This is a genomic window from Gracilimonas tropica DSM 19535 (assembly GCF_000375425.1).
GTDB classification, from domain to species: Bacteria; Bacteroidota; Rhodothermia; order Balneolales; family Balneolaceae; genus Gracilimonas; species Gracilimonas tropica.
This window is the reverse complement of record NZ_AQXG01000006.1, coordinates 143329-162131: the sequence shown is the minus strand read 5'-3', so window position 1 is coordinate 162131 and position 18803 is coordinate 143329. Positions and strand designations below refer to the sequence as shown.

The window sequence follows — 18803 nt, the reverse complement described above, 5'->3', positions numbered from 1 at the left end:
AAATTAATTCGTAAATATTATTTTTAAATTCGACCTCTAAACAAAACAATAAACCGATGAGATACACACTATACCTAATCACAGCAGTGGTACTTTTTTCAGGGTGTAATATCCTGGATAATGATACCTCTAACAATAATTTTGAACGCATTTCTCCTGAAGCGCTTGAGTCTGCTATGCAGGCTGAGGTTTTCACTCCTTTTCAATTTGAAGTCCGTGACGACTCCGGTACAGTTCACACGGTTAACGACACCTTGCGTTATACCTGGCAATCTGGAGAAGTAATCTTTCATACTTACGCTGATGCCAGTGAGGAAGTTAGAGACTCGCTTGAAGCTTTATTCCAAGAGGATCCGAACCTTGTTCTTTCCGAAGAGCAATTCATTCTACCTTATACCATGAATGTTGATTCCTCTACCGTTGCCGGCGATACTTCTTTCACATTTATAGCAAACGGAGACACTACCTACGCCAGCCTTACCGCCGCCGAAATGGATACAATTTATGCTAACGCCGGTTTGAAATCGGTGGAAGCTGATAGCGCCTTCATTTATAATTTTAACATTGATAATGAATATCAAAATGATGCACTTTCTAATTTCAAAGACGGCATTCAGTTCGGGTACCTGAAATGGATTCCTGATTCGAGATTTGTTCCCGCTGATAAGTTTTTTCGTATTGAAAATAACACGGTAATTTTTGGGGCATTTGCCTTGGGTAATAGTGCTTCTCATGATGCCCTTCAGAATAGTGTAATTGAAAGCTACAGAGCTTTTCTGGAATAGATTTTATTGATTCCGCTTTCAGGCTCGCCGGTTGGCGGGCCTTTTTTATTTACTCCCCAACTATATAATCGCTTACAGTATCACCAATCTCTTCCCTGGCCTCAGTACTTAACCACATGAACTCCCGCTGTGGAATAGCCGGCATCGATTTGCCGGAGGCAACTACCGATCGCTCGCCTAAACCAAAGTTATGAGCTGCAGCATATACTTTATTCGTAGTAACTCCCGCTGAGTTATCATCGTATTCAGGTTGCAGACTTCCTAATAATCCTGAACCCCGGCTTTGGCGCTGGAGAATCTTCCCGGGCCAATATCCTTTTTTGCGGCGTTCTTCTTTGGTGGACTCTGCCAGATCCGGCCACGGTCCATCTGGTCCTTTCTCATCCTCGAAGTGCTGGGAGATATCGCTAAGCATGGTTTCGGAAATGGTTGCGGTAAGCTCTTTGGTATTTTTCAGCCGAAGGCCCATTTCGTTTACGCGTTTCAGGGAGTTGCCGAGGTCGACTATAATTTCGTTGGGCATGTGGTCGGTGTTATAGTGTTACGGTGTTACTGTTGGGTTTTGTAGCGGAGGAAGCCGGTTCGGAGTTGGTCGGCTTCGGTTTGGGAGAGTAAGCGAAATAGCCAGTGGCCATCCATGATATCGAAGCTTAGGAATTGCTCGTCTCCATCCAGATCGAAGCGGCTTACATAGCGACGGTTTAGTTTGTATTGATCATCGATCTTGAGCCAGTTCAGCCAGATCTCGGCCGGTTCCTGAAGGGTATCGGCAGCAAGCTGGGCATATTCCCCCCCGGGGAATTGAAGGTTCCCGTCCGGATCTTTGAACAAAGCTTCGGAAACCACCACCGGGTCACCGGCTTTATCTCTGAATACATTGGCTGACCGACTGGCTCCAAATGCTTGAAGGAATTCACCTACATAATCCTGGACCGGTTGACCCTCTGGCATTACGGATCCTGTTCGAATTGGCAGATCATCGATGCTTCCCGGGATATCGAAGGGTTCCCGGTTGACCGGGAGAATATCCTGCAGGGAAGTTTGCCGGGGAGTAAGCGGATCCCAGGGCGCGGCTCCCGGATTATAATTCCATCCTTCGCCTGCGAAGTCATCGATGTTCTCTCCGGAAGTTGGAGTAAGTCCACGTGCTTCCAGCTGAGCATCGGTCATGGAGTCTACCCCACACCGGCAGCCCCAATCGTTGGGTGGATAATGGGTAATCCAGAAGGGATCGTCGTAGCGTACAACAGTCCCGGCCAGCTTGTCATGTTCTTCACGGACTCGCTGATCACCGGCGGTTCGGTAGATCCACCAAGGCCGGCGATTAGCTGCAGCAATTTGGGAGCGATATCGACCGGCAGAATACGAGGTGGAAAGATTGGTTCGGTAGATCGTTTTAAGTCGGTGCGGAGATCCAAGCTGTACCTCTGTGACTTCGCCCGTTTCCGGATCCACAATTTCTTTTCTGCCCCACCAGCCCATTTCTTCCAATTTAGGCTGAAGGTTTCGCTGAAAATCCCGAAAGGTGGTGCCGTTGGCCAGCGCATTATCGACTTCACCCCGGATCGCTTCCAGCACATTTTGATTCACCGCTTTGGCTACGGTAAAGGCCCGGGTATTTGCTTCCTGCCAGGTATCTCTCCAGTTCCAGGATACAGCATACCCTTTCGATCGAAACTGCTCGACGATCGCTTCAGGCGTTCGGTTGAATATTCCGGATAGATCTGGTAACTCAGGCATGAGGTTTTAGGTGTTAGCTTTTAGAACGGGCTGACTTATAAATGGGTTTTTGACGCTCTTTTAAGTAGCGTTTATAGGCCCTTCGAAGTTCTGCCCTGGAGTCTTCTTTTGCTTCGGGGTGTTCTTTGAAAAGGGCTTCTTTGAACTCAGAAAATTCTAAAGGTTTGCGATTGCTCATCGATTAGTAATTATAGGTTAGGACTTCGGTTTTCTTTTTGCTGGTTTTGTTGGTGACTGAAACTGAAGTGGTTTTGGTCCATTGTTTCCAGCCATACTCTTTCACATAGTATTCCAGGATATCGGAGGGATAACTGGAGAGCAGAAACTTTCCTTTTACGTTGGCCAGGCTTTCGAGCAACTCTTGAAAGTCCTCCTTGGAATATCCACCATAGTGGCCACAATTTGAATTGAAGTACGGAGGGTCGCAATAATGAAAGGTGTTTTTAGTATCCCGTGATTCGATCACTTTGATCGCATCATTACACTCAATGCAAACATTCTTTAAACGCTCTTTATAGTGCAGTTGAAACGCTTCCCGTTTATTCATTATGGCACGGGTTGTTTTGGCATCATCCGATCGATCGTAAGCAAAACCACCGAATAGTTTTGAGCTGTAACTCATATTCGCTTGCACCCAAAAGGCCCAGGCCTTTCTAACGCTGAGATCCGGCTTCATGCTGTTATCAGTCAACCGGTAAGTGTAAGACTTTGAAAGCTTCTCGGGTTCGCTTTTCAGGATGTACTTTGCATCCAGGTGTTGGGTTCGGCTGTGAAGCGTAGTTGAGATCTCCTGGAATAACTCATCAAAATTCACCTGCAGCACCCGGTAGAAGTTGACAATGTTATCGTCCAGGTCATTGATCACTTCATGAGCTGAAGGTTCTTTATTCCAGAAAACCGCTCCGCCTCCGAGAAATGATTCGGTATAAATGGTATGCTCCGGAATCATAGAAATGATCTGGCTGGCCATGCGTTGTTTTCCGCCGTAATAGCTGACTGGTGGTTTCATGATTTATGATTTATGATTTATGAATTTTGATTGACGATTTGCAATCATCAAAGGGTTCTAATTCGATTGTCCGGCCAGCGAATTCATGAGAACAGTCATTAAGGAATTGAATTTTCCCGTTTTTAACATACGAATGACATTGGGTCTCGATATACTCCCCGCTTTTATATGTACCGCCTTTAACTAATAACGACGGGCTGAAAGTTGGTTTTTCAAGAGATCCATTCCATTTCCATATAGGAACATTATTTCCTTCTACCCACGGACCATGATGCATTTCACAACCTGGACAGTAGAATAAAATCTGTACTACATCCCCGCTCGTATATTTCTCAGCTACTTTCATTTATAACTTAAATAGGGTTTAGTTGTTGGTAGATTTCACAGGCTTTGATGTGGACGCGCTCCCAGGCTTCGAGGATTTCATCATTGCCTTCGCCGAGTTCGCGGCGTTCGTCCAGTTCCTTCCAAATTCGATCGATGCGGTGGTAGTAATTCAGGTATTCTACTGGGTCGCTTTTCTTGATATCGAAGGCCTCCATTAACTCATCGTAATATTCAGCTAATCGCATAGCCTTGTTTACGTATCGCAAAAGTCCTTCAACTATATTCGGCTGTATCATTCTTCGATCTCCTGATTTTCTTCCTCGGTAATCCGGCCCAGGATATCTGCAATGAAGTAGGCTTTCGCAATCCGATCCTGCAACTCCTCGACCTCCATTTCCGGATAAGCGGTTGCCAGGGTTTGAATCACTTCGTCGTAATCCTCCGCCTGCTCTATGAGTTCAAACATAGGCTGCAATTGCTCGCTGATGATATCCTGTAATTCCTGGGCAGATTCGTCGCCGGCAGATGCTTCGATAAGTTTTTCGAGTTCTTCGAGTCCGGCCATAGAATTTTCTTCGAGGGCATCATTGAAATCGAGTTTCTTCTTTTGCTTCAGGACGTCCCGGAGTTTATCAAGATTCAGTCCGAGCGCTTTTTCCAATGAGAGCTTTTCACTGAAGTTCTTCACTTTGGCTTTACGGCAGGCCCCGCACTGGCATCCGGTTTTGTGACTGAAGTCCTCCTCTTCCGGGTCGGGCGTTTCTTCAGGCTCAGGATCTTCCGGAGGCGTTGGAGCTGATCGCGGTGGAGTCGGAGGTTGATTCTTCTTAGGATCTACGAGTTCGAAATCGTCATCAGCGAGGTCATAATTATCCTTATAGTACTTTTCGGTGAATTTCACGCCGGTTTCAGTGAGGGTTTTGTCTCGATCTGCCCGGTCTTTCTGTACCTCTTTAGGTGGATAGATGGAAATTGTTGGCGGTATCCCTTCAAAGTTGACAGCCCAGATCATTTCAAGAGCCTCGTTAATTGCTTTCTGGGCGAACCCGGCTACTTTCTTTATTACTTTTTCGGAGACTTCGTAGTTTTTGGCGGCATCACCTCGTATTTCTGAACCTTTTTTTGAAGTTCCCATACTCATCTCGTTAGATAAGATCACTTTATTAATGACTTTATCACAGTAATCAATATGATTTTGGTAACTACCAGATGAGGATGCTCTAAATGGAGAGTCCTTAAGATCAACAGAGCTATCATCCGGAATTACGGAAACGGCATCCTGCACCATGTTATGAAGTTGGGTCAGGAATTCGTTGGTTTCTTTTTGCCCGGTTCCTCTCGGTTGTTTTCCAACCACCCATGGCATTCCGTATTTCTCCAGGAACTTCACCCAGAAACTCATGCCGCCTTTTTTGAAGGCTATGGGCCAGAAAATTCTTGAATAGGCAGATTCTCCGTAAGGATTTAGGTACGTTGGCCGATTACGTGCAACAATAATTTTTCGGTTATCTTCAATCAGACTACCTTGCGGGTTATCTTTGCTAATGAATTGCAAACGATTCTTCGTGTCATAGTTAAACCATTCCTGGGGCTTGGCAATTATCTCCTTAATTATCCACCGGCCATCATAAGAATGCCAAATATTTTCGAAAGGCTGATACCCAAAGCCCCTGGCCTCTATGCAATCGGTCATTATTTTGTACGGATCCCAGCTCTTTACTAACTCCTCCGCAAAGTTTGCTAATTCAGAGGAGTTTTCATTTGCTACAATTTCCCAGTCTAAATCACTTAGACCTGAATCAATTAATTCTATTGCTGAAAACACCTCCCAATCCGCTGTCAGATCTCTGTAAACCTGAATCCGGTTACCGGTTTTCCGTAGAATCGGATCCGGATTAGGGAGGGCATTCAGTACGGAAATAAAAAAAGTAGCATCCCGTGTAGCCATCTCAGTTTTGAGCTCGCGGGAGATACCAGAATTGTATTTATGTGCCGGGTATTTCATAGTAATCAAATTTCGATTCTAAGCGCCGATGTCTGTGAAATCGGCTACTGATACTTTTAAATTTTCTTAAACGATTCTCGAAAGCATTAAACAGGGATTAAACACTTTTAGAAACCTGAAGGAATACCATCGAAGTAGTTCCGAGTCATGTTGTCGCCTTTTAGGGTTCCGGTGGATGCCACGCTGGGTTGACCTTTGTAGGTTTTGGCAGCTTCCTCGCATAAAGCAAATGCCCAAAAGTGATCTGCGTGACCAGCGATTGAACTATCTACGTCAAACCGCACATTGTTTGATTTGGTAACTACCTTTCGAACCGCATGAAGGTCTTCCCGGATCTCCTGACTTTCAGGAATAATTGATGATTTCTCCTCAACACTCCGCCGGAGATTATAAGCCAGATCTTCTTTGACGGAATTTGTGAAGTTGACCGGCTCGACCTTAAACCTTCCATAGTCTTGCTGGGCTTCCTCAGCTAACTGCATACCTAAACCGGTCGCATCGATACAGCATCTTCTAAGTTTTGGCAGTGCCAAATATTTGTATAGGATTTGCTTCTGTGCTCTGAAGGTTGCATTCTGCAGTTTCTTCACAACCCGGGTAAATTTCATCGGTCCTATCTTTTCTTCCAGCCAAAAGACGGTGAAGTGTTTTTTCCTTGCGATATCAACACCGAGGTACAGGTCTCCATTTATTGTATCCGGGATTCCATTATTCCAAAGGACGTGGGAATCTTCGATTGCTGCGATCATCTCGTAGGATAAAAAGGCATCCGCTTCATCAACTGCTAAGCACATGTATTCCTGAAGCCACTGGATCTCATCGATACAACGACTCTTTCTTATATCCAGCCACTCTTGTCTTTCTTCCTGAGTGGTTTGCCGGCCATAAATTTTATCTACTAAGCCATCATTTACAGCATCAACGATCGTTACTGTATGAACGGAGCCTTTCATTTCTCCCGACTTTACCTTTTCAATCAGTCGGTAAAATGTTCTTTTCCCATTGTGGGTTGATAGAATACGTATAGGATCTCCCCACATCGTTGCCGGTTCCAAAGCACGCCACATTGCATCGGGATCATCATGCCAGGCAGCTTCATCCCAAACAGCTTTACCACCTTTCGATCGAAAGCGTTTAGGGTTAGAGGTTAGTGCGTTTATGGTGGCTCCTGTAGGAAGTTCAACCTGCAGCGCTTTGATATCTTTTTTCTCATCGATGATTACCTCTCCATTCGAAAAATTGGCCACGGTATTAAAAAGGCTACACCAAATAGCTATGTAATCGATGTATTCCCGTGCGGCGGATTCATCAGCTGAAGAGAACCAAACCTTTCTACCGGTCTCCATACCAAACTCGAAGTCTTCATAAGACTGAACGTAAGTAGCCCCGATCCGTCTCGACTTCTCCCAGATCTTTATATCTGATTTGTCATCCAGCCAGGCTTTTTGATATGGTAAAAAATGAGGTTGTTCCATTATCCTTTCAGTTGCTTCTGAAGTAGTTCAAATAATTCCTTGAAGTCTTTCTTCTCTTCTTTTTCTTCATTATTACCATCCAGTCCGGAAACGATCTCCAAAAAGTTCTTTTGACCAATTCTCCCTATGGCTGCCATCGCTGCATATACTTTTTGTGAATCTGCAGGATCAGCAATCGCTTCTTTTAGTGTTAGCCTGGCAAGCTCCACAACCATACCTCTAATATCCGTTTGGTTTTTTTCGTGCTTATCTCGCTTGCGATCCCATTCTCCTTCTTCTTTCCACGCCCAAAGCGTTCGGCCAGACACCCGGCCTTTGAAGTATTCCTCGAGCTGAGAGAGCTGATACCCTTCGTAGATATATAGCCTGGAGGCTTCATCGTTATATAGGGCTTTCTTACTCATCGCCGATCAGTTTGGAGATTTTATCCAGGCGCTCCCGGATCTTCTTGGCTTCAGTAATAATTACTTTAAGACTGATCACCGACTGTTCGGCGTGGTCGATCTCAATCTCGTCGAAGTCCAATAAGGGATCGATCTTGTTCCGGATATTGATAATGTGATTGTCGGCGCGGATCTCGAGGGTTTTTAAGTCCTGCTTAAGTTGCATTCGCTCCCCGCGGAGTTTTCTAAATTCACTACTCATTTAATTGTCCTTTGTTCTTTCGTGGATTTGGGCGGGGCACCGAACCGGCTGATCCAGTTTCTCCTCCATCCGGGTTAATATTCTTGTGAGAAGGTCACGCTGAGCCGCTTCCTCTTCGTGAAAATCTTTGGTTATAGAGAGGATCTTCTCGCTCAACCGGACGTGTTGATCGAAGGCCTCTTTCAGTTGTTTATCTTTGGCTTCGCTAATTTCCTTGAGGGCCTGGAATGCCTGTGTACTGGATTGGTCGAATTGCGATAACATTTTTTTTACGACCCAAATAAGTACCCCTAAAAGTGCAGCACTAAGGCCACTTTCAACGATCCATTGTGCCATCTCCGGGATTTGCTGTGCTTCTTGCATTGACTAAGTAGATTTTGATTTCGTATTATGGCACGAATATAGTTCTGCGAGAGGGCCCTTTATTACTAAACCGTTTAGTATAAATCCCACCTGCCCCCGCAGTAGATTCTCCCATGTTGAATCGAAAAAACCACCCTTTGGCCTAATGCCTGGGGCGAGCAAACCAATCTGAAAACATGGACGAGAAATTTTATGAGATTTTCCGGGCGGGAAGCTATCCGCAGCGGAATGTATCGGAAGAAGACATCCAGGCAATTGCCAATAACTACGATCCTGATCTGTGTGAGGCACCCATTTCTATTTTCCATTACGGGGATGGATACGCTTACGGCTGGATCAAAGAGCTTAAAGCAGAGGGCGATCGGTTGATGGCTTCCTTTAAAGATGTAACCGACGAGCTTAAAGAATATGTAGCCAAGAAGATGCTGAAGCGGCATTCTATTGAGCTGTACGAAGACCTGGAAGGCAAAGGTTTATACCTGAAGGGGCTTGCCATGCTCGGCAAGGATACCCCGGCTGTAAAAGGGATGGAGCCTATCAGTTTTAAGGAGGAGTCGGCTGTTGAATATAGCTTTGAGGAGGATCCTTCTTTCGCGAATGATTTCGCTGTAGCGCATTTCAAAGCTAAGGCCGATGCTGCTGAGCAGGAAAAATCCCGTCTTGAAACCGAGCTTACCCAGGAGAAAACGAAGACTCAGACTTATGCGGATAAAACCAAGCAGATGGAATTTGAGACTCGCAAGAGCAGCTTTGAATCCTTCCTGGATACGAAAGTTGAAGCCGGTAAGCTGGAGCCTAAGTTCCGCGAGAAAGCCGTGGCCCTTTTCAAACACCTGGATAAAGTAGATCAGGAAGATGAGAAGGCGAATGCCCTGGAGACTTTTAAGGAGATGCTAACCGGCCTTAAGGATCAGTTGAAATTCGGGGAAGAGTTTACCGATGGAGACAGTGAGGAAGGCTTGACACCGCATCAGCTTGCTGAGAAGATCACGGCTTACCAGGAGAAGATGAAGAAGGAAGGGAAAATTGTCTCTTACAGCGAGGCCCTAAATCATGTTAAAAACGAAAACAAGGATACCAAATGAACACACCAGGATTAATTAAAAACTTTGAAGCCGGTGCCGCTGTAACCAAGCATCGGATCGTGAAATTTGGCAGCGGTGATGAGCTTGCAGTTCAGGCTGCTGCTGCAACGGATGCCCTGATCGGGGTAAGTACTGAAGTAGATTCTGCTTCCGGAGACCGCGTGGATGTAATTATGAGCGGTATCGCTCAAGTAGAATTCGGAGGTAATGTAACCCGCGGGGCTGCTTTGACTTCTGACGCAAACGGTAAGGCAGTTGCTGCTGCACCTGCTACCGGAGTGAATAACCGAATCATTGGCTGGGCTGCAGTAAGTGGTGCTGATGGCGATATCGGCAGTGTAATTCTTGCACCCGGCGAGATCCAGGGCGAATAATAATTTTCATTAACTAAACCGAACTAACCAATGCCAGTAACAAAATTTCCATTTCCAACAGATCCGGAATTAGTAGCGATTTCGATCGCGTATAAAAACCCCCGGCTTGTCGCTGACGAAGTACTTCCACGTATTCCGGTTGGCAAGAAAGAATTTAAGTACCTGGAGTATCCTAAAGGCCAGATGTTTACCCTTCCAAATACGAAGGTCGGACGTCGCGGCACTCCTAACCAGGTGAACTTCGATGCCCAGGAGAAAACCTCATCTACTGAAGACTACGGTCTGGATGATGTTGTTCCGCAGGATGACATCGATAACGCGCCTGCAAACTACGACCCGGTGCAACATGCTACTGAAGGCCTGCGAGAGCTGATACTTCTTGATCATGAAGTTCGAACCGCTACCGCCGTTCAGGATCCTAACAACTATGCCTCATCCAATAAGGTACAGCTTAGTGGTACTGATCAGTGGAATGACGGGGCTAACTCTTCTCCGATCGATGACATTCAAGGCGCTATTGATGCCTGCATTATGCGGCCTAATAAGGCTGTTATCGGGCAGGCTGCCTGGACTAAACTCCGTCAGCATCCCGATATCGTGAAAGCCGTTCATGGTAATTCCGGAGACAAAGGCCTTGCTACCCGCGAGCAAGTGGCTGAGTTGTTTGAGCTGGAAGAGATCATTGTAGGTGAAGGCTGGGTGAATAACGCTAAGCCAGGACAGGATGTGAATCTCGTTCGGGTTTGGGGTAAGCACATGGTTCTGTTTTATCAGAATCGCAACGCTAACACTCAACGCGGGATGACTTACGGTTACACCGCTCAGTTTGGTGATCCGGTAGCTGGCCAGGAGCCTGACAGTAAGGTTGGCCTTAAAGGCGGAACTCGCGTTCGTAACGGTGAATCCGTGAAGGAATTGATTACTGCGAATGACCTCGGTTACCTCATCGAGGACTGCGTAGCCTAACTAAATACCCAAAGAAAAGCCGGGTGAGCTCAGCTCTTAAAGATGCCCGGCAAGAGGAAAAGAGCAAGCCTGGGTGATGGCGTCGGACGTCTTCGCCAAATAGCCCAGGCTTTTTTAAAACCCAATCAAACCATTTCAAATCATGTCTAAGAAAGAAGAAAAAAAATACCGGGTCACCTCACCGATCAAACGAGGCGGTAAAAAGTATGAAGTCGATGAGTCTATTTTACTCACCGAAGAAGAAGCCCAGGGCTTGCACGTGGTTCCTTTTGATGCTCCCAAAGAGGAAGCTGAATCAGAAGCTGCTGCAGTTAAATCATCCCCTTCAATGGGCCTTAGTGCTACGGCCGCTGTTAAGGTGATCGAGCAAACCGACCTGGATGACCTGAAAGGATTTGTAGTTACCGACGATGAAGGAGGTAACGAAGACCGGGTGACTGTGAAGAAAGCCTGGGCCGCCAAGCAAGAGCCGATCGAAGAAAAAGACTCGAAGAAATAATCTCTCATCGGTTTGGGTAGCCGGCTTCCCGGGGGTTGTATCATCGGGAGCCGGTTGCTCATTCTTTTAATCAAAACAAAACAAGCCACATGAAATCTATCAAATCATTTCTGTTCGGGTTCATCGCACTGATGATCTGCGCAGTCTCAACACCGACTACTATGGCCTATTCAACCGACGCAGACCTTTACGATCGCATCGATCAGGAGATGGTAATCCAGCTTACTGACGATGATAATTCCGGATCTGTGGATCAGACAGTCCTGGATAATAAACGGGCCGATGCAAGTGAGGTTATCAATACCTATTTGCGCGGGAAGTATGAGGTTCCTCTGGATCCGGCTCCTAAGATCCTAACAAATATTGAGGCAGATCTTCTTGTCCATTCATTGTATGCCAGGCGGGCCAATTATGAGATTCCGGACTCGGTAAAAGAATCAAAGAAGGACGCCTTGGATCTACTTATGAAAATCAACCAGGGTAAAATTCTGCTGGAGGACCAGCCGGATGTCGCGTCCGGATCGCTGGTCACCAACAAGAGTTCAACAGACCGGCTATTCCCTGACGACACTTTGAAGCAGTTTTAGCTGCCGTCGCTTAAGTCGCATAGTTCCAAATCTCCCCTGGTAAAGTAGCGCCCGGGGAGATTTTTAAACCCACCAAAACAACCCATGAACATCCTATTCGAAGACATACTGATTGATCTGCTAAGGCGCGAAGGCGGCTTTGTGAATGATCCTGCCGACCGTGGCGGAGCTACGAATCTCGGTATTACGATCGGAACGCTGAAGGAGCACGGATTAGATCTGGACGGAGATGGCGACATCGATATCGATGATGTGAGGGCGGTGCATTTTGGCGTGGCCAAGAAACTATACCGGGATAAATATTATCAACCGGCACGGGTATCTGAAGTTAATCCAGTACTTCAACCCATCTATTTTGACATGGTAGTAAATCACGGCCAGAGGCATGCGGTTCGCATTCTGCAGAAGGCAGCCAATGCCTGTGGCCATGATTTAACCGTTGACGGACTTATAGGCCCCAAGACGATTGAGGCTACTAAGGCTACGGATCTGAATCGTGTAGTGGCATATCGCATCCTGTTTTTTGCAGGCATTGTACATGCCAAGAAAAGCCAGGAGAAATTCTGGTTCGGATGGCTGAAACGTTCACTTGAATTTTGGGAAGATGAGCAAGCAGCATAAAGAAAATCCCATTCCCCGGGTGAAACCACCCACGGTTCATGTAACCGATGAAGATCAATCCGATCAGCCTCGCACGGCTTTAGAGAAAGTAGAGGTTCCGGATGTTGAAATCACAAAACCTAAAAAGAAGAAATCCATGCTGAAGAAAATTTTAGCCAACAAAATTGTACGAGGAATTGGAAGTGTACTCGGTGGAGTACTTGGAGCCGGCGGTAGTATCCTGGCCGGACTTGATCCAGAGTTTGCTTTAGTGGTTGGAGTAACGGCGGTGATCGCCATTTTCGGCGGCATGAAAAAAGCAGCTGAGTTCAAAGAGCTGTTTGATGAAGACCTGAAGGATAACTCTAACCGGAAGTAATGCCGAACGCCTCACTAAATAGCATGGCAGAAGCAATCCTGAATAAACTCAAGGATGCTTTCCCTGATCACGAAGTTGATCATTATCCGGATAATCCGAAGACATATCAGTTAGCTCATCCCCAAGGGGCTATCCTGATTACGCTTCAGGAGCGGAATTTTGATGAGGGCCAGGCAACCGATGGTACAGGTCAAATGAACTTCCCGGTGTTCCAGGTAACCTATGTAAGCCGATCTTTATTGAGTAAAAAGAATAACCCTGGCGCTTATGACTTGCTGGATCAGGGACGTGCAGCACTAAATGGACTGGAGCTGGGAATAGGTAACCTGAATATTTTATGGGAAGGATTTTTAAATATTGGTCCCGGCGGGGTTTGGATGTACGGCCAGCGCTGGAAGCATGAAGATTATTTTGAATAACCTCTAAGATTATGGCTGAAGAAAAAGAACTGACTGAATTTATGGCCGGGGACAAAGTGAAGATCCCGGCTCCCAAAAAGAAGAACACCCCTGTACGTATTGGTGGTGTCAAGGATGAAAGCTTTTATGCGGCTTATTTCAACGGCCATGAAGGCGCGATTCAATATGGCCGGGTGTACCAGGTTTCCGGAAAGGACGAAGTGAAAGTGGTTGATAATAAGCATACACCGGTTCCTTACATCGCTAAAGAATTTGTAAACCACCCCCGATTTAATGGCCTTTTTAAAGCCGTTGAAACCCGGGATAACAACCAAAAAAAAGAGGATTAAATGCAAGTTAATCTGAATTTCACGATCAAAAAAATAAGTAACGGCTACATCGTTTCCGGCCCAATTGGTGAAGACGGCGGTTATGCCGAGAAGTACGAGACCAGCAAAGAAGATGCTGAGCTAACAGCTACGCAGGCGTTTAATACGCAGATCGCTAAGCTGGACTAATAATTAATAACACTTTAACTCACTGATTCAATGGGAAAAGATTTTTCAGGCTTAAAAGCCGTACACCACGGAGATGATAACGTATTCGGTAATGCCACTGCTATTACCGGTAAGATCTCCACCGACTCCAGCTTCACACCGGATAACATTAAAACCGAAACTACTGACGGTCAGTCGTTTGGCGGAGGTTCTATCCAGGGCGAGATCTACTTTTTAGATAATACCGACTTCGCTACCGTTGAAGGGTTCATGGAGAATGATACCGAGAAGTACTGGTTTTTCGAGTACAAAGATGGCCGGGTACTTCGAACTACCGAAAAGATCAATCCATTCACCCGTCCAGGAATGGGAGTAAATGCCCGAGACGGAGCCGTGAAGTGGATCATGGACTTTGAGAAGTATGGCCACCAGGTAGCAGTTACCCTGGTTCCATAAAGTAAATAAACTATAATCTCTAAGCGGAGCACTCATGGGCAAGCTATTTGCCGGTTGGAAAAAATCAGCAGTATGGAATCCGGAGACCGGGGACAAAGTACAGATCAATACTTTATCTACCGAGTACTCCGACCTGCCTTACGCAAACATTAAAAATGAAACGCCCACCGGACAGGCTTTCGCCGGGCGGGAATATCCGCCGGTGGTTGGGTTCCTGGATTCAGATCCACTGGCTCAGCTGGAAACCTGGATGGAAGGAAACACACCTGTTTGCATGGCTATCTACTCGCTGGCCGGTCGGCAGTTTGTTACCCGCGACAAAGAAGAGATTCATGTTGTTCCAGGCATGGGTGTAGATTCCCGAACCGGTGTGGATGTCCACCGCTTTGAGTGGGAAACCCGGGGCGAGAATCCGGATGTGATCTGGAAACAAAATCTGGCTGAAGGCATTACGTTCAACGCGAACGTAGGCGAGTTGGTCATACCGGTTGAAGGAGTGAAGTGGACGGTAGCTGCAGATTATACCGCTGGCACCGGTAACCTGGTGGTTGCGGCTTATGATTATTCCGGCTCCGTAGTTGGTACGGCTACCCAGGCACTGAGTGCCGGTCGTCAATCTGTGCAGTTAACTACACCGGCAAACACCTGGAAGATTGAGATCGACCTGGTAGATGGTGGATCCGCAGTTGCAAGCAACGTATCGATGCGAGCGGACGATAAAACCGAATATGTAGATTATTAATGATGTGGCTACTCTCCTTGAATCCCTTGAAGTTAAACAAATCGCATTCCGCTGGGATGGTACGACCCGCGTATTCCGGAACAACGAATTAGCAGTATTCAGCGACGAGGATATTGAAACCTGGACCACCGGATCCAAAAAAAGAAAGCATAGTTTTTCCGGTTTGTGGCTGCAGTTCGATGTGATCAGTCCTTATCTGCAGAGAGTAAGTCCGCAGCCAGATGCCGGTAATGACTGGATCGATGTTAAGAATGCGATCAACGATCCGGCTACCGAGGTTGAATTCTATCCTATTTACAGCCTGGATAATTCGATCAAATATGTGATCACTCCTATTTCAACCAGGAATGTCGAGCTATTTAAGACCGTGCGTTCAATGGGATCCCCAAAAGCCAACCTGAAATTTGTAACTGAAGAGCAGCTTAGCTCTTTACCGAGCTGGCTCCGAACTACTAAACACCGAGGATAACGATGAGTACTGAAACAACCTATACCATTTTTGATTCTGACGACCGGGAGTTCACTCCGGTTGTAACATCCAACGCAAACATAAAGAAGGTTTGTAAAATCCTAACCGAGTGCAGTTTTAAGAGTCATCGAGAGCGGGTTTATTATGCGCAGATTGGAGACCTGCCTGCCGAGGAAGATGAATCCGGAGACCGCGTTTATACTTTTAAAAACATCTATGAAAGCAAAGCAGTAGCTGCAGCAATGATTGCACAGCAGTTGTTTTATGAATTCCCCACACTGATCAAACTTGATGGAGATAATCCTGTAATTCAGGACCAGGATCAGCTGGATAAGATGATCCGTAGTGAGGTTTGGAGGGCCTTCGAAGACTGGCTGGGAAAGTTCGGAGAGAATCTGTTCGAGGTGACCGCATTCTTGAACACGCTGGCGACAAACCCGACCCTGATGACTACCGTTCAAATGATGAGCGAGGTAAAGAATCAGGGTTTCGAAAATATGACTACCAGCGAGACACCAAGCTCTGGCTCCGAGGACTATTCTCCGGAGACGGAAAATGGGAAGAAGTAATTCTCCTGGTAAGCAAAGGTAACCCCGAGATCTACCGCCAGCTTCAGCAAGAATGTACCCGCGTTGAAGTAGCAAATTTTTATAAAGTCCAAATGATAACCGATGGCTGAACAAGTCCGCATAAAAGTCATAATTGATTCGAGTGATGCCAAGAAAGGCTCTAAGGAGTCTAAAGAGTACTTGCTGGATATCAAAGAAGCTGCCGATAAAACTGAGCGCTCTACCAAGGAGCTGGGAACCGGCACGGTTACCGCCGGTAACCTCATGGCAATGGCTTATGCGGAAGTGGCTCAGCGAGCTATGCAGATCACCAGGCAAACCCGGGATCTTGCTTTTGCTGTTGAGGAGACCGGTTCGAAGTACAAGACCGTACTCGGGCCTAATCTCGAGCAGGCTAATCAATTTCTTGAAGAGAATGCAGGGTTGCTTGGGGTTACCACCAGAGAAGGTCAGGACTACCTGGCCACATCTACGCAGATTGCTGAAGGCCTGGGCATGCAAAGAGATGCTGCAGCCGAATTCGGGATGGAATGGGCAAAGATGGCCGGGGATTTTCAGAGCTTTTTTAATACGGATTATGACCAGGCTTTTAATGCGATCCGATCCGGACTTGTAGGTGAAACCGAACCGCTGAAACAGTTTGGTGTTGTTATCCGCGAGGCCGAGGTTGCAGAGAGGGCTTTAGCTGAAACCGGTAAAGAACGAGCGGAAGATCTGGAGGAGCATGAGCGAGTTCAGGCCCGGTATAATATGATCATGGAGCAAGCCGGTCGAGTTGTTGGTGACCTGGAGCGGACTCAGCAATCCGGAGCCAATCAAACGCGAAGAATGGAAGCCGCTTACCGGGAGATCGCAGATCAGCTGGCATCAAGAACGTTACCACTTTGGGGTGATTTTGCCCGGACCGGCCTTGATGTAGCGGATGCTATTACTGACATTCTCGGGCTTAACTATTCCGATGAGCTCATGAAAGAGCGAACGGAACTCAATGGTTTGGTTATCCAGCTAAGTAATGCCGGGGATGGCACTGAGCGCCGAAGAGACCTAATTGAGGAGATCAACGATAAATATCCCGGGTTTTTGAAAAACCTTGATGATGAAAAGATCTCGAATGAAGAGCTCACGGAACGACTACGCGAAGCCAATGAGGCTTACCGGGAAAAGATCGCCCTGCAGATTGCTGATGAGGAGGTAAAACGTAAACAGCGAGAAGCCGCTGAATTACTATTTCGACAGGCACAGGCCGAACAAAAGATCTATGAAGAAGCTACTGATCTTTTACGTGAGCATGGTAAGGAGATCGATCTTGTTGGTAAATCCACTGAAGAGATCCTTCAGATAACTCAGGAAGCTTTAGCTGATCAAGCTAAATACACTCAGGATTCCGGCTCTCAATTCTCTAACATGCCCATTAACGATGTTGCAATGGGCCTTTCAAATTTACGTGGTCAGCAGGCGGAGCTTGCCTCACTGGGAGCTCGCTATGCAGAGATTGAGGAAGATGTAGCCTCAGCCCTGGATGTTAGAACCCGAGCGCAGGATCGATTGAATCAAACTAATCAAGAGGCGATTAGTAAAACAGGAGGCGGTGACGATCAAGCTGTAGATCAACCTGTAGAAGTACCGATAATTGCGCGTGTATCTCCTGAGTCAATTAAGATCGCGGAGACTTCGCTGAAAGGACTTAATTCGGAATTAAAAAAAGCTACTGAAGAGTATAATACTGCCAGTGCGGATGAAGAAAGAGAGCACTGGGCTAAACGAATTGCTGTAATAAAATCTGAAATCGCCAAGATTGATGATCAGGTTGAAATAAAACTTGAAGCCGTCCCAAAAGTAACTACCGGGAGCTTAAATGAACTTCATGGCCAGCTTCGGGAAGCTGAGAAAAATTACCTGGGAGCAGTAACAGAGTTTGAGCGCGAGAAATGGGCAAAGCGTAAACAAACCATTGAGGAAGAGATCGCGGCCAAAGAAGCCGGTATCACTCGCGAGCAATATCTCCGCCGAGAGGCTCATAAAGAAGCTATGCAGCAAGCTGCAGAATATATAGAAATGATCGGCCAGGCTTATCAAGTGATCAATGGCTTCCAGCAGGCCTCCATAGAAGCTCGGATTGCTAAGATAGAAGCTGAAAAAGACGCTGCTCTTTCAGCTATCGATGCGAAGCTTGAAAACGACCGCTTATCAGAACGATCACGTCAAAAACTAATTGATGAGCGAGCGGAGAAAGAGGAAGAATATCAAAATAAAATTGATGCCTTAAACAAAAAACAATATGAGATGGAGCGCCGCGCCCGGATATTTGCCACAATCCAGGAGACAGCGCTGGCCGTTATGGAAGCCGCTCCAAATCTTGGAAAAATGGCATTCATTGGAGCTTTGGGAGCTGTTCAGGTCGCTACGATCGCAAAACAACCTAACCCTTACCTGGAAGGTGGCCTTGTGGAAGAGCGCCTGAGATCAGGATTAAGTTCACCGGGTAAAAAGCTGATCTCTATCAATGAAAATGATAAGCCGGAGTTTATTATGAACGCCGCTTCAACTGCCCGCTCGCTTCCTATTTTGAATCGAATGAATCAGGACCCGGCCTATGCTGAGCGTATCAACCGACAGGTTATGCAGCCAAGGATATCAGCGGCTTCTTTTTCCGGATCCCGGGTAGCCGAGCAGAATATTAATACAGATGGATTGGGTTCGACAATCAGGGACGCGGTTATAGAAGGAATGTCCGGCCTGTTAATTCGTCCGATCATACCGGTAACGGATATAAATGAAGCTCAACGCCAACGAGCGAGTAACCAAAGAGCAGTAGGTAACGAGGCATAAATAC

27 protein-coding genes are annotated in these 18803 nt (G+C 46.5%); 16 read left to right on the top strand and 11 right to left on the bottom strand.

Annotated elements, in window-relative coordinates; genetic code table 11:
• Positions 1-56: 56 nt before the first annotated feature.
• Positions 57-785 (top strand): hypothetical protein, encoded by a 729-nt coding sequence (locus B151_RS0111385; protein ID WP_020403760.1) that lies wholly within the window; start codon positions 57-59, stop codon positions 783-785.
• 49 nt (positions 786-834) lie between these two features.
• Here the strand turns inward: B151_RS0111385 and B151_RS19600 are convergent, their stop codons facing one another.
• The 11 genes from B151_RS19600 to B151_RS0111330 form a co-directional block, all read right to left on the bottom strand.
• A complete protein-coding gene (locus tag B151_RS19600; protein WP_020403759.1) occupies positions 835-1308 on the bottom strand; it encodes a phage virion morphogenesis protein in 474 nt (157 codons plus the stop codon).
• Positions 1309-1334: 26 nt separating this feature from the next.
• On the bottom strand, positions 1335-2525 hold the full coding sequence (locus B151_RS19595) for a phage minor head protein (protein ID WP_020403758.1): 1191 nt from the start codon (positions 2523-2525) through the stop codon (positions 1335-1337).
• A 13-nt stretch (positions 2526-2538) separates the two neighbouring features.
• Positions 2539-2703, bottom strand: coding sequence for a hypothetical protein (locus B151_RS20105; protein WP_020403757.1), 165 nt, complete (start codon positions 2701-2703; stop codon positions 2539-2541).
• Between the two features lie 3 nt (positions 2704-2706).
• Positions 2707-3534, bottom strand: a complete 828-nt coding sequence (locus B151_RS0111365) for a DNA adenine methylase (RefSeq protein WP_020403756.1) — start codon at positions 3532-3534, stop codon at positions 2707-2709.
• A gap of 10 nt (positions 3535-3544) precedes the next feature.
• The gene (locus tag B151_RS18590; RefSeq protein WP_020403755.1) at positions 3545-3880 is read right to left on the bottom strand and encodes a ubiquitination-like system serine protease family protein; all 336 of its coding nucleotides are present in this window, start codon (positions 3878-3880) and stop codon (positions 3545-3547) included.
• 7 nt (positions 3881-3887) lie between these two features.
• Positions 3888-4157, bottom strand: a complete 270-nt coding sequence (locus B151_RS0111355; RefSeq protein ID WP_020403754.1) for a hypothetical protein — start codon at positions 4155-4157, stop codon at positions 3888-3890.
• Positions 4154-5866: a phage portal protein family protein gene (locus B151_RS0111350; protein ID WP_020403753.1), complete on the bottom strand. Its 1713-nt coding sequence runs from the start codon at positions 5864-5866 to the stop codon at positions 4154-4156. The genes B151_RS0111355 and B151_RS0111350 overlap by 4 nt, the downstream gene beginning before the upstream one ends.
• Before the next feature lie 107 nt (positions 5867-5973).
• Positions 5974-7341 (bottom strand): phage terminase large subunit family protein, encoded by a 1368-nt coding sequence (locus tag B151_RS0111345; RefSeq protein ID WP_020403752.1) that lies wholly within the window; start codon positions 7339-7341, stop codon positions 5974-5976.
• Positions 7341-7745 (bottom strand): hypothetical protein, encoded by a 405-nt coding sequence (locus tag B151_RS0111340; protein WP_020403751.1) that lies wholly within the window; start codon positions 7743-7745, stop codon positions 7341-7343. Before B151_RS0111340 ends, B151_RS0111345 begins: the two co-directional genes overlap by 1 nt.
• Entirely contained in the window at positions 7738-7986 is a 249-nt protein-coding gene (locus B151_RS0111335) for a hypothetical protein (RefSeq protein ID WP_020403750.1), read from the bottom strand. The genes B151_RS0111340 and B151_RS0111335 overlap by 8 nt, the downstream gene beginning before the upstream one ends.
• Positions 7987-8349, bottom strand: a complete 363-nt coding sequence (locus B151_RS0111330; protein WP_020403749.1) for a hypothetical protein — start codon at positions 8347-8349, stop codon at positions 7987-7989.
• Between the two features lie 176 nt (positions 8350-8525).
• Here B151_RS0111330 and B151_RS0111325 point away from each other — a divergent pair, with 176 nt between their 5' ends.
• The 15 genes from B151_RS0111325 (at position 8526) to B151_RS0111255 (ending at position 18799) form a co-directional block, all read left to right on the top strand.
• Positions 8526-9434, top strand: coding sequence for a hypothetical protein (locus B151_RS0111325; RefSeq protein WP_020403748.1), 909 nt, complete (start codon positions 8526-8528; stop codon positions 9432-9434).
• A complete protein-coding gene (locus B151_RS0111320) occupies positions 9431-9808 on the top strand; it encodes a capsid cement protein (protein WP_020403747.1) in 378 nt (125 codons plus the stop codon). The genes B151_RS0111325 and B151_RS0111320 overlap by 4 nt, the downstream gene beginning before the upstream one ends.
• 30 nt (positions 9809-9838) lie before the next feature.
• A complete protein-coding gene (locus B151_RS0111315) occupies positions 9839-10774 on the top strand; it encodes a major capsid protein (protein WP_020403746.1) in 936 nt (311 codons plus the stop codon).
• A gap of 142 nt (positions 10775-10916) precedes the next feature.
• Positions 10917-11273: a hypothetical protein gene (locus B151_RS0111310; protein ID WP_020403745.1), complete on the top strand. Its 357-nt coding sequence runs from the start codon at positions 10917-10919 to the stop codon at positions 11271-11273.
• Between the two features lie 89 nt (positions 11274-11362).
• Complete coding sequence (locus tag B151_RS0111305; RefSeq protein ID WP_020403744.1) at positions 11363-11860, top strand: gp436 family protein; 498 nt, start codon at positions 11363-11365, stop codon at positions 11858-11860.
• Positions 11861-11944: 84 nt separating this feature from the next.
• Complete coding sequence (locus B151_RS18585; protein WP_020403743.1) at positions 11945-12481, top strand: glycoside hydrolase family 108 protein; 537 nt, start codon at positions 11945-11947, stop codon at positions 12479-12481.
• Complete coding sequence (locus B151_RS0111295; protein ID WP_020403742.1) at positions 12465-12839, top strand: hypothetical protein; 375 nt, start codon at positions 12465-12467, stop codon at positions 12837-12839. Before B151_RS18585 ends, B151_RS0111295 begins: the two co-directional genes overlap by 17 nt.
• Before the next feature lie 23 nt (positions 12840-12862).
• The gene (locus B151_RS0111290) at positions 12863-13258 is read left to right on the top strand and encodes a Gp37 family protein (RefSeq protein WP_020403741.1); all 396 of its coding nucleotides are present in this window, start codon (positions 12863-12865) and stop codon (positions 13256-13258) included.
• Between the two features lie 11 nt (positions 13259-13269).
• On the top strand, positions 13270-13587 hold the full coding sequence (locus B151_RS0111285) for a hypothetical protein (protein ID WP_020403740.1): 318 nt from the start codon (positions 13270-13272) through the stop codon (positions 13585-13587).
• Entirely contained in the window at positions 13588-13755 is a 168-nt protein-coding gene (locus tag B151_RS20100) for a hypothetical protein (protein ID WP_020403739.1), read from the top strand. It abuts the gene before it with no gap.
• A 30-nt stretch (positions 13756-13785) separates the two neighbouring features.
• On the top strand, positions 13786-14190 hold the full coding sequence (locus tag B151_RS0111275) for a hypothetical protein (protein ID WP_020403738.1): 405 nt from the start codon (positions 13786-13788) through the stop codon (positions 14188-14190).
• A gap of 34 nt (positions 14191-14224) precedes the next feature.
• Complete coding sequence (locus B151_RS0111270) at positions 14225-14932, top strand: hypothetical protein (protein WP_020403737.1); 708 nt, start codon at positions 14225-14227, stop codon at positions 14930-14932.
• A 4-nt stretch (positions 14933-14936) separates the two neighbouring features.
• Entirely contained in the window at positions 14937-15401 is a 465-nt protein-coding gene (locus B151_RS0111265; protein ID WP_020403736.1) for a hypothetical protein, read from the top strand.
• A gap of 2 nt (positions 15402-15403) precedes the next feature.
• Positions 15404-15970 carry a hypothetical protein gene (locus tag B151_RS0111260; protein WP_020403735.1) on the top strand — a complete coding sequence of 189 codons (567 nt, stop codon included), beginning with the start codon at positions 15404-15406 and terminating at the stop codon, positions 15968-15970.
• Positions 15971-16072: 102 nt separating this feature from the next.
• Positions 16073-18799, top strand: coding sequence for a coiled-coil domain-containing protein (locus B151_RS0111255; protein WP_020403734.1), 2727 nt, complete (start codon positions 16073-16075; stop codon positions 18797-18799).
• Positions 18800-18803 lie beyond the last annotated feature (4 nt).

What these genes read in the sequence shown, in the direction of transcription:
- B151_RS0111385 (WP_020403760.1), top strand. Translation starts at nt 57, where the DNA reads ATGAGATACACACTATACCTAATCACAGCAGTGGTACTTTTTTCAGGG.
- B151_RS19600 (WP_020403759.1), bottom strand. Translation starts at nt 1,308, where the DNA reads ATGCCCAACGAAATTATAGTCGACCTCGGCAACTCCCTGAAACGCGTA.
- B151_RS19595 (WP_020403758.1), bottom strand. Translation starts at nt 2,525, where the DNA reads ATGCCTGAGTTACCAGATCTATCCGGAATATTCAACCGAACGCCTGAA.
- B151_RS20105 (WP_020403757.1), bottom strand. Translation starts at nt 2,703, where the DNA reads ATGAGCAATCGCAAACCTTTAGAATTTTCTGAGTTCAAAGAAGCCCTT.
- B151_RS0111365 (WP_020403756.1), bottom strand. Translation starts at nt 3,534, where the DNA reads ATGAAACCACCAGTCAGCTATTACGGCGGAAAACAACGCATGGCCAGC.
- B151_RS18590 (WP_020403755.1), bottom strand. Translation starts at nt 3,880, where the DNA reads ATGAAAGTAGCTGAGAAATATACGAGCGGGGATGTAGTACAGATTTTA.
- B151_RS0111355 (WP_020403754.1), bottom strand. Translation starts at nt 4,157, where the DNA reads ATGATACAGCCGAATATAGTTGAAGGACTTTTGCGATACGTAAACAAG.
- B151_RS0111350 (WP_020403753.1), bottom strand. Translation starts at nt 5,866, where the DNA reads ATGAAATACCCGGCACATAAATACAATTCTGGTATCTCCCGCGAGCTC.
- B151_RS0111345 (WP_020403752.1), bottom strand. Translation starts at nt 7,341, where the DNA reads ATGGAACAACCTCATTTTTTACCATATCAAAAAGCCTGGCTGGATGAC.
- B151_RS0111340 (WP_020403751.1), bottom strand. Translation starts at nt 7,745, where the DNA reads ATGAGTAAGAAAGCCCTATATAACGATGAAGCCTCCAGGCTATATATC.
- B151_RS0111335 (WP_020403750.1), bottom strand. Translation starts at nt 7,986, where the DNA reads ATGAGTAGTGAATTTAGAAAACTCCGCGGGGAGCGAATGCAACTTAAG.
- B151_RS0111330 (WP_020403749.1), bottom strand. Translation starts at nt 8,349, where the DNA reads ATGCAAGAAGCACAGCAAATCCCGGAGATGGCACAATGGATCGTTGAA.
- B151_RS0111325 (WP_020403748.1), top strand. Translation starts at nt 8,526, where the DNA reads ATGGACGAGAAATTTTATGAGATTTTCCGGGCGGGAAGCTATCCGCAG.
- B151_RS0111320 (WP_020403747.1), top strand. Translation starts at nt 9,431, where the DNA reads ATGAACACACCAGGATTAATTAAAAACTTTGAAGCCGGTGCCGCTGTA.
- B151_RS0111315 (WP_020403746.1), top strand. Translation starts at nt 9,839, where the DNA reads ATGCCAGTAACAAAATTTCCATTTCCAACAGATCCGGAATTAGTAGCG.
- B151_RS0111310 (WP_020403745.1), top strand. Translation starts at nt 10,917, where the DNA reads ATGTCTAAGAAAGAAGAAAAAAAATACCGGGTCACCTCACCGATCAAA.
- B151_RS0111305 (WP_020403744.1), top strand. Translation starts at nt 11,363, where the DNA reads ATGAAATCTATCAAATCATTTCTGTTCGGGTTCATCGCACTGATGATC.
- B151_RS18585 (WP_020403743.1), top strand. Translation starts at nt 11,945, where the DNA reads ATGAACATCCTATTCGAAGACATACTGATTGATCTGCTAAGGCGCGAA.
- B151_RS0111295 (WP_020403742.1), top strand. Translation starts at nt 12,465, where the DNA reads ATGAGCAAGCAGCATAAAGAAAATCCCATTCCCCGGGTGAAACCACCC.
- B151_RS0111290 (WP_020403741.1), top strand. Translation starts at nt 12,863, where the DNA reads ATGGCAGAAGCAATCCTGAATAAACTCAAGGATGCTTTCCCTGATCAC.
- B151_RS0111285 (WP_020403740.1), top strand. Translation starts at nt 13,270, where the DNA reads ATGGCTGAAGAAAAAGAACTGACTGAATTTATGGCCGGGGACAAAGTG.
- B151_RS20100 (WP_020403739.1), top strand. Translation starts at nt 13,588, where the DNA reads ATGCAAGTTAATCTGAATTTCACGATCAAAAAAATAAGTAACGGCTAC.
- B151_RS0111275 (WP_020403738.1), top strand. Translation starts at nt 13,786, where the DNA reads ATGGGAAAAGATTTTTCAGGCTTAAAAGCCGTACACCACGGAGATGAT.
- B151_RS0111270 (WP_020403737.1), top strand. Translation starts at nt 14,225, where the DNA reads ATGGGCAAGCTATTTGCCGGTTGGAAAAAATCAGCAGTATGGAATCCG.
- B151_RS0111260 (WP_020403735.1), top strand. Translation starts at nt 15,404, where the DNA reads ATGAGTACTGAAACAACCTATACCATTTTTGATTCTGACGACCGGGAG.
- B151_RS0111255 (WP_020403734.1), top strand. Translation starts at nt 16,073, where the DNA reads ATGGCTGAACAAGTCCGCATAAAAGTCATAATTGATTCGAGTGATGCC.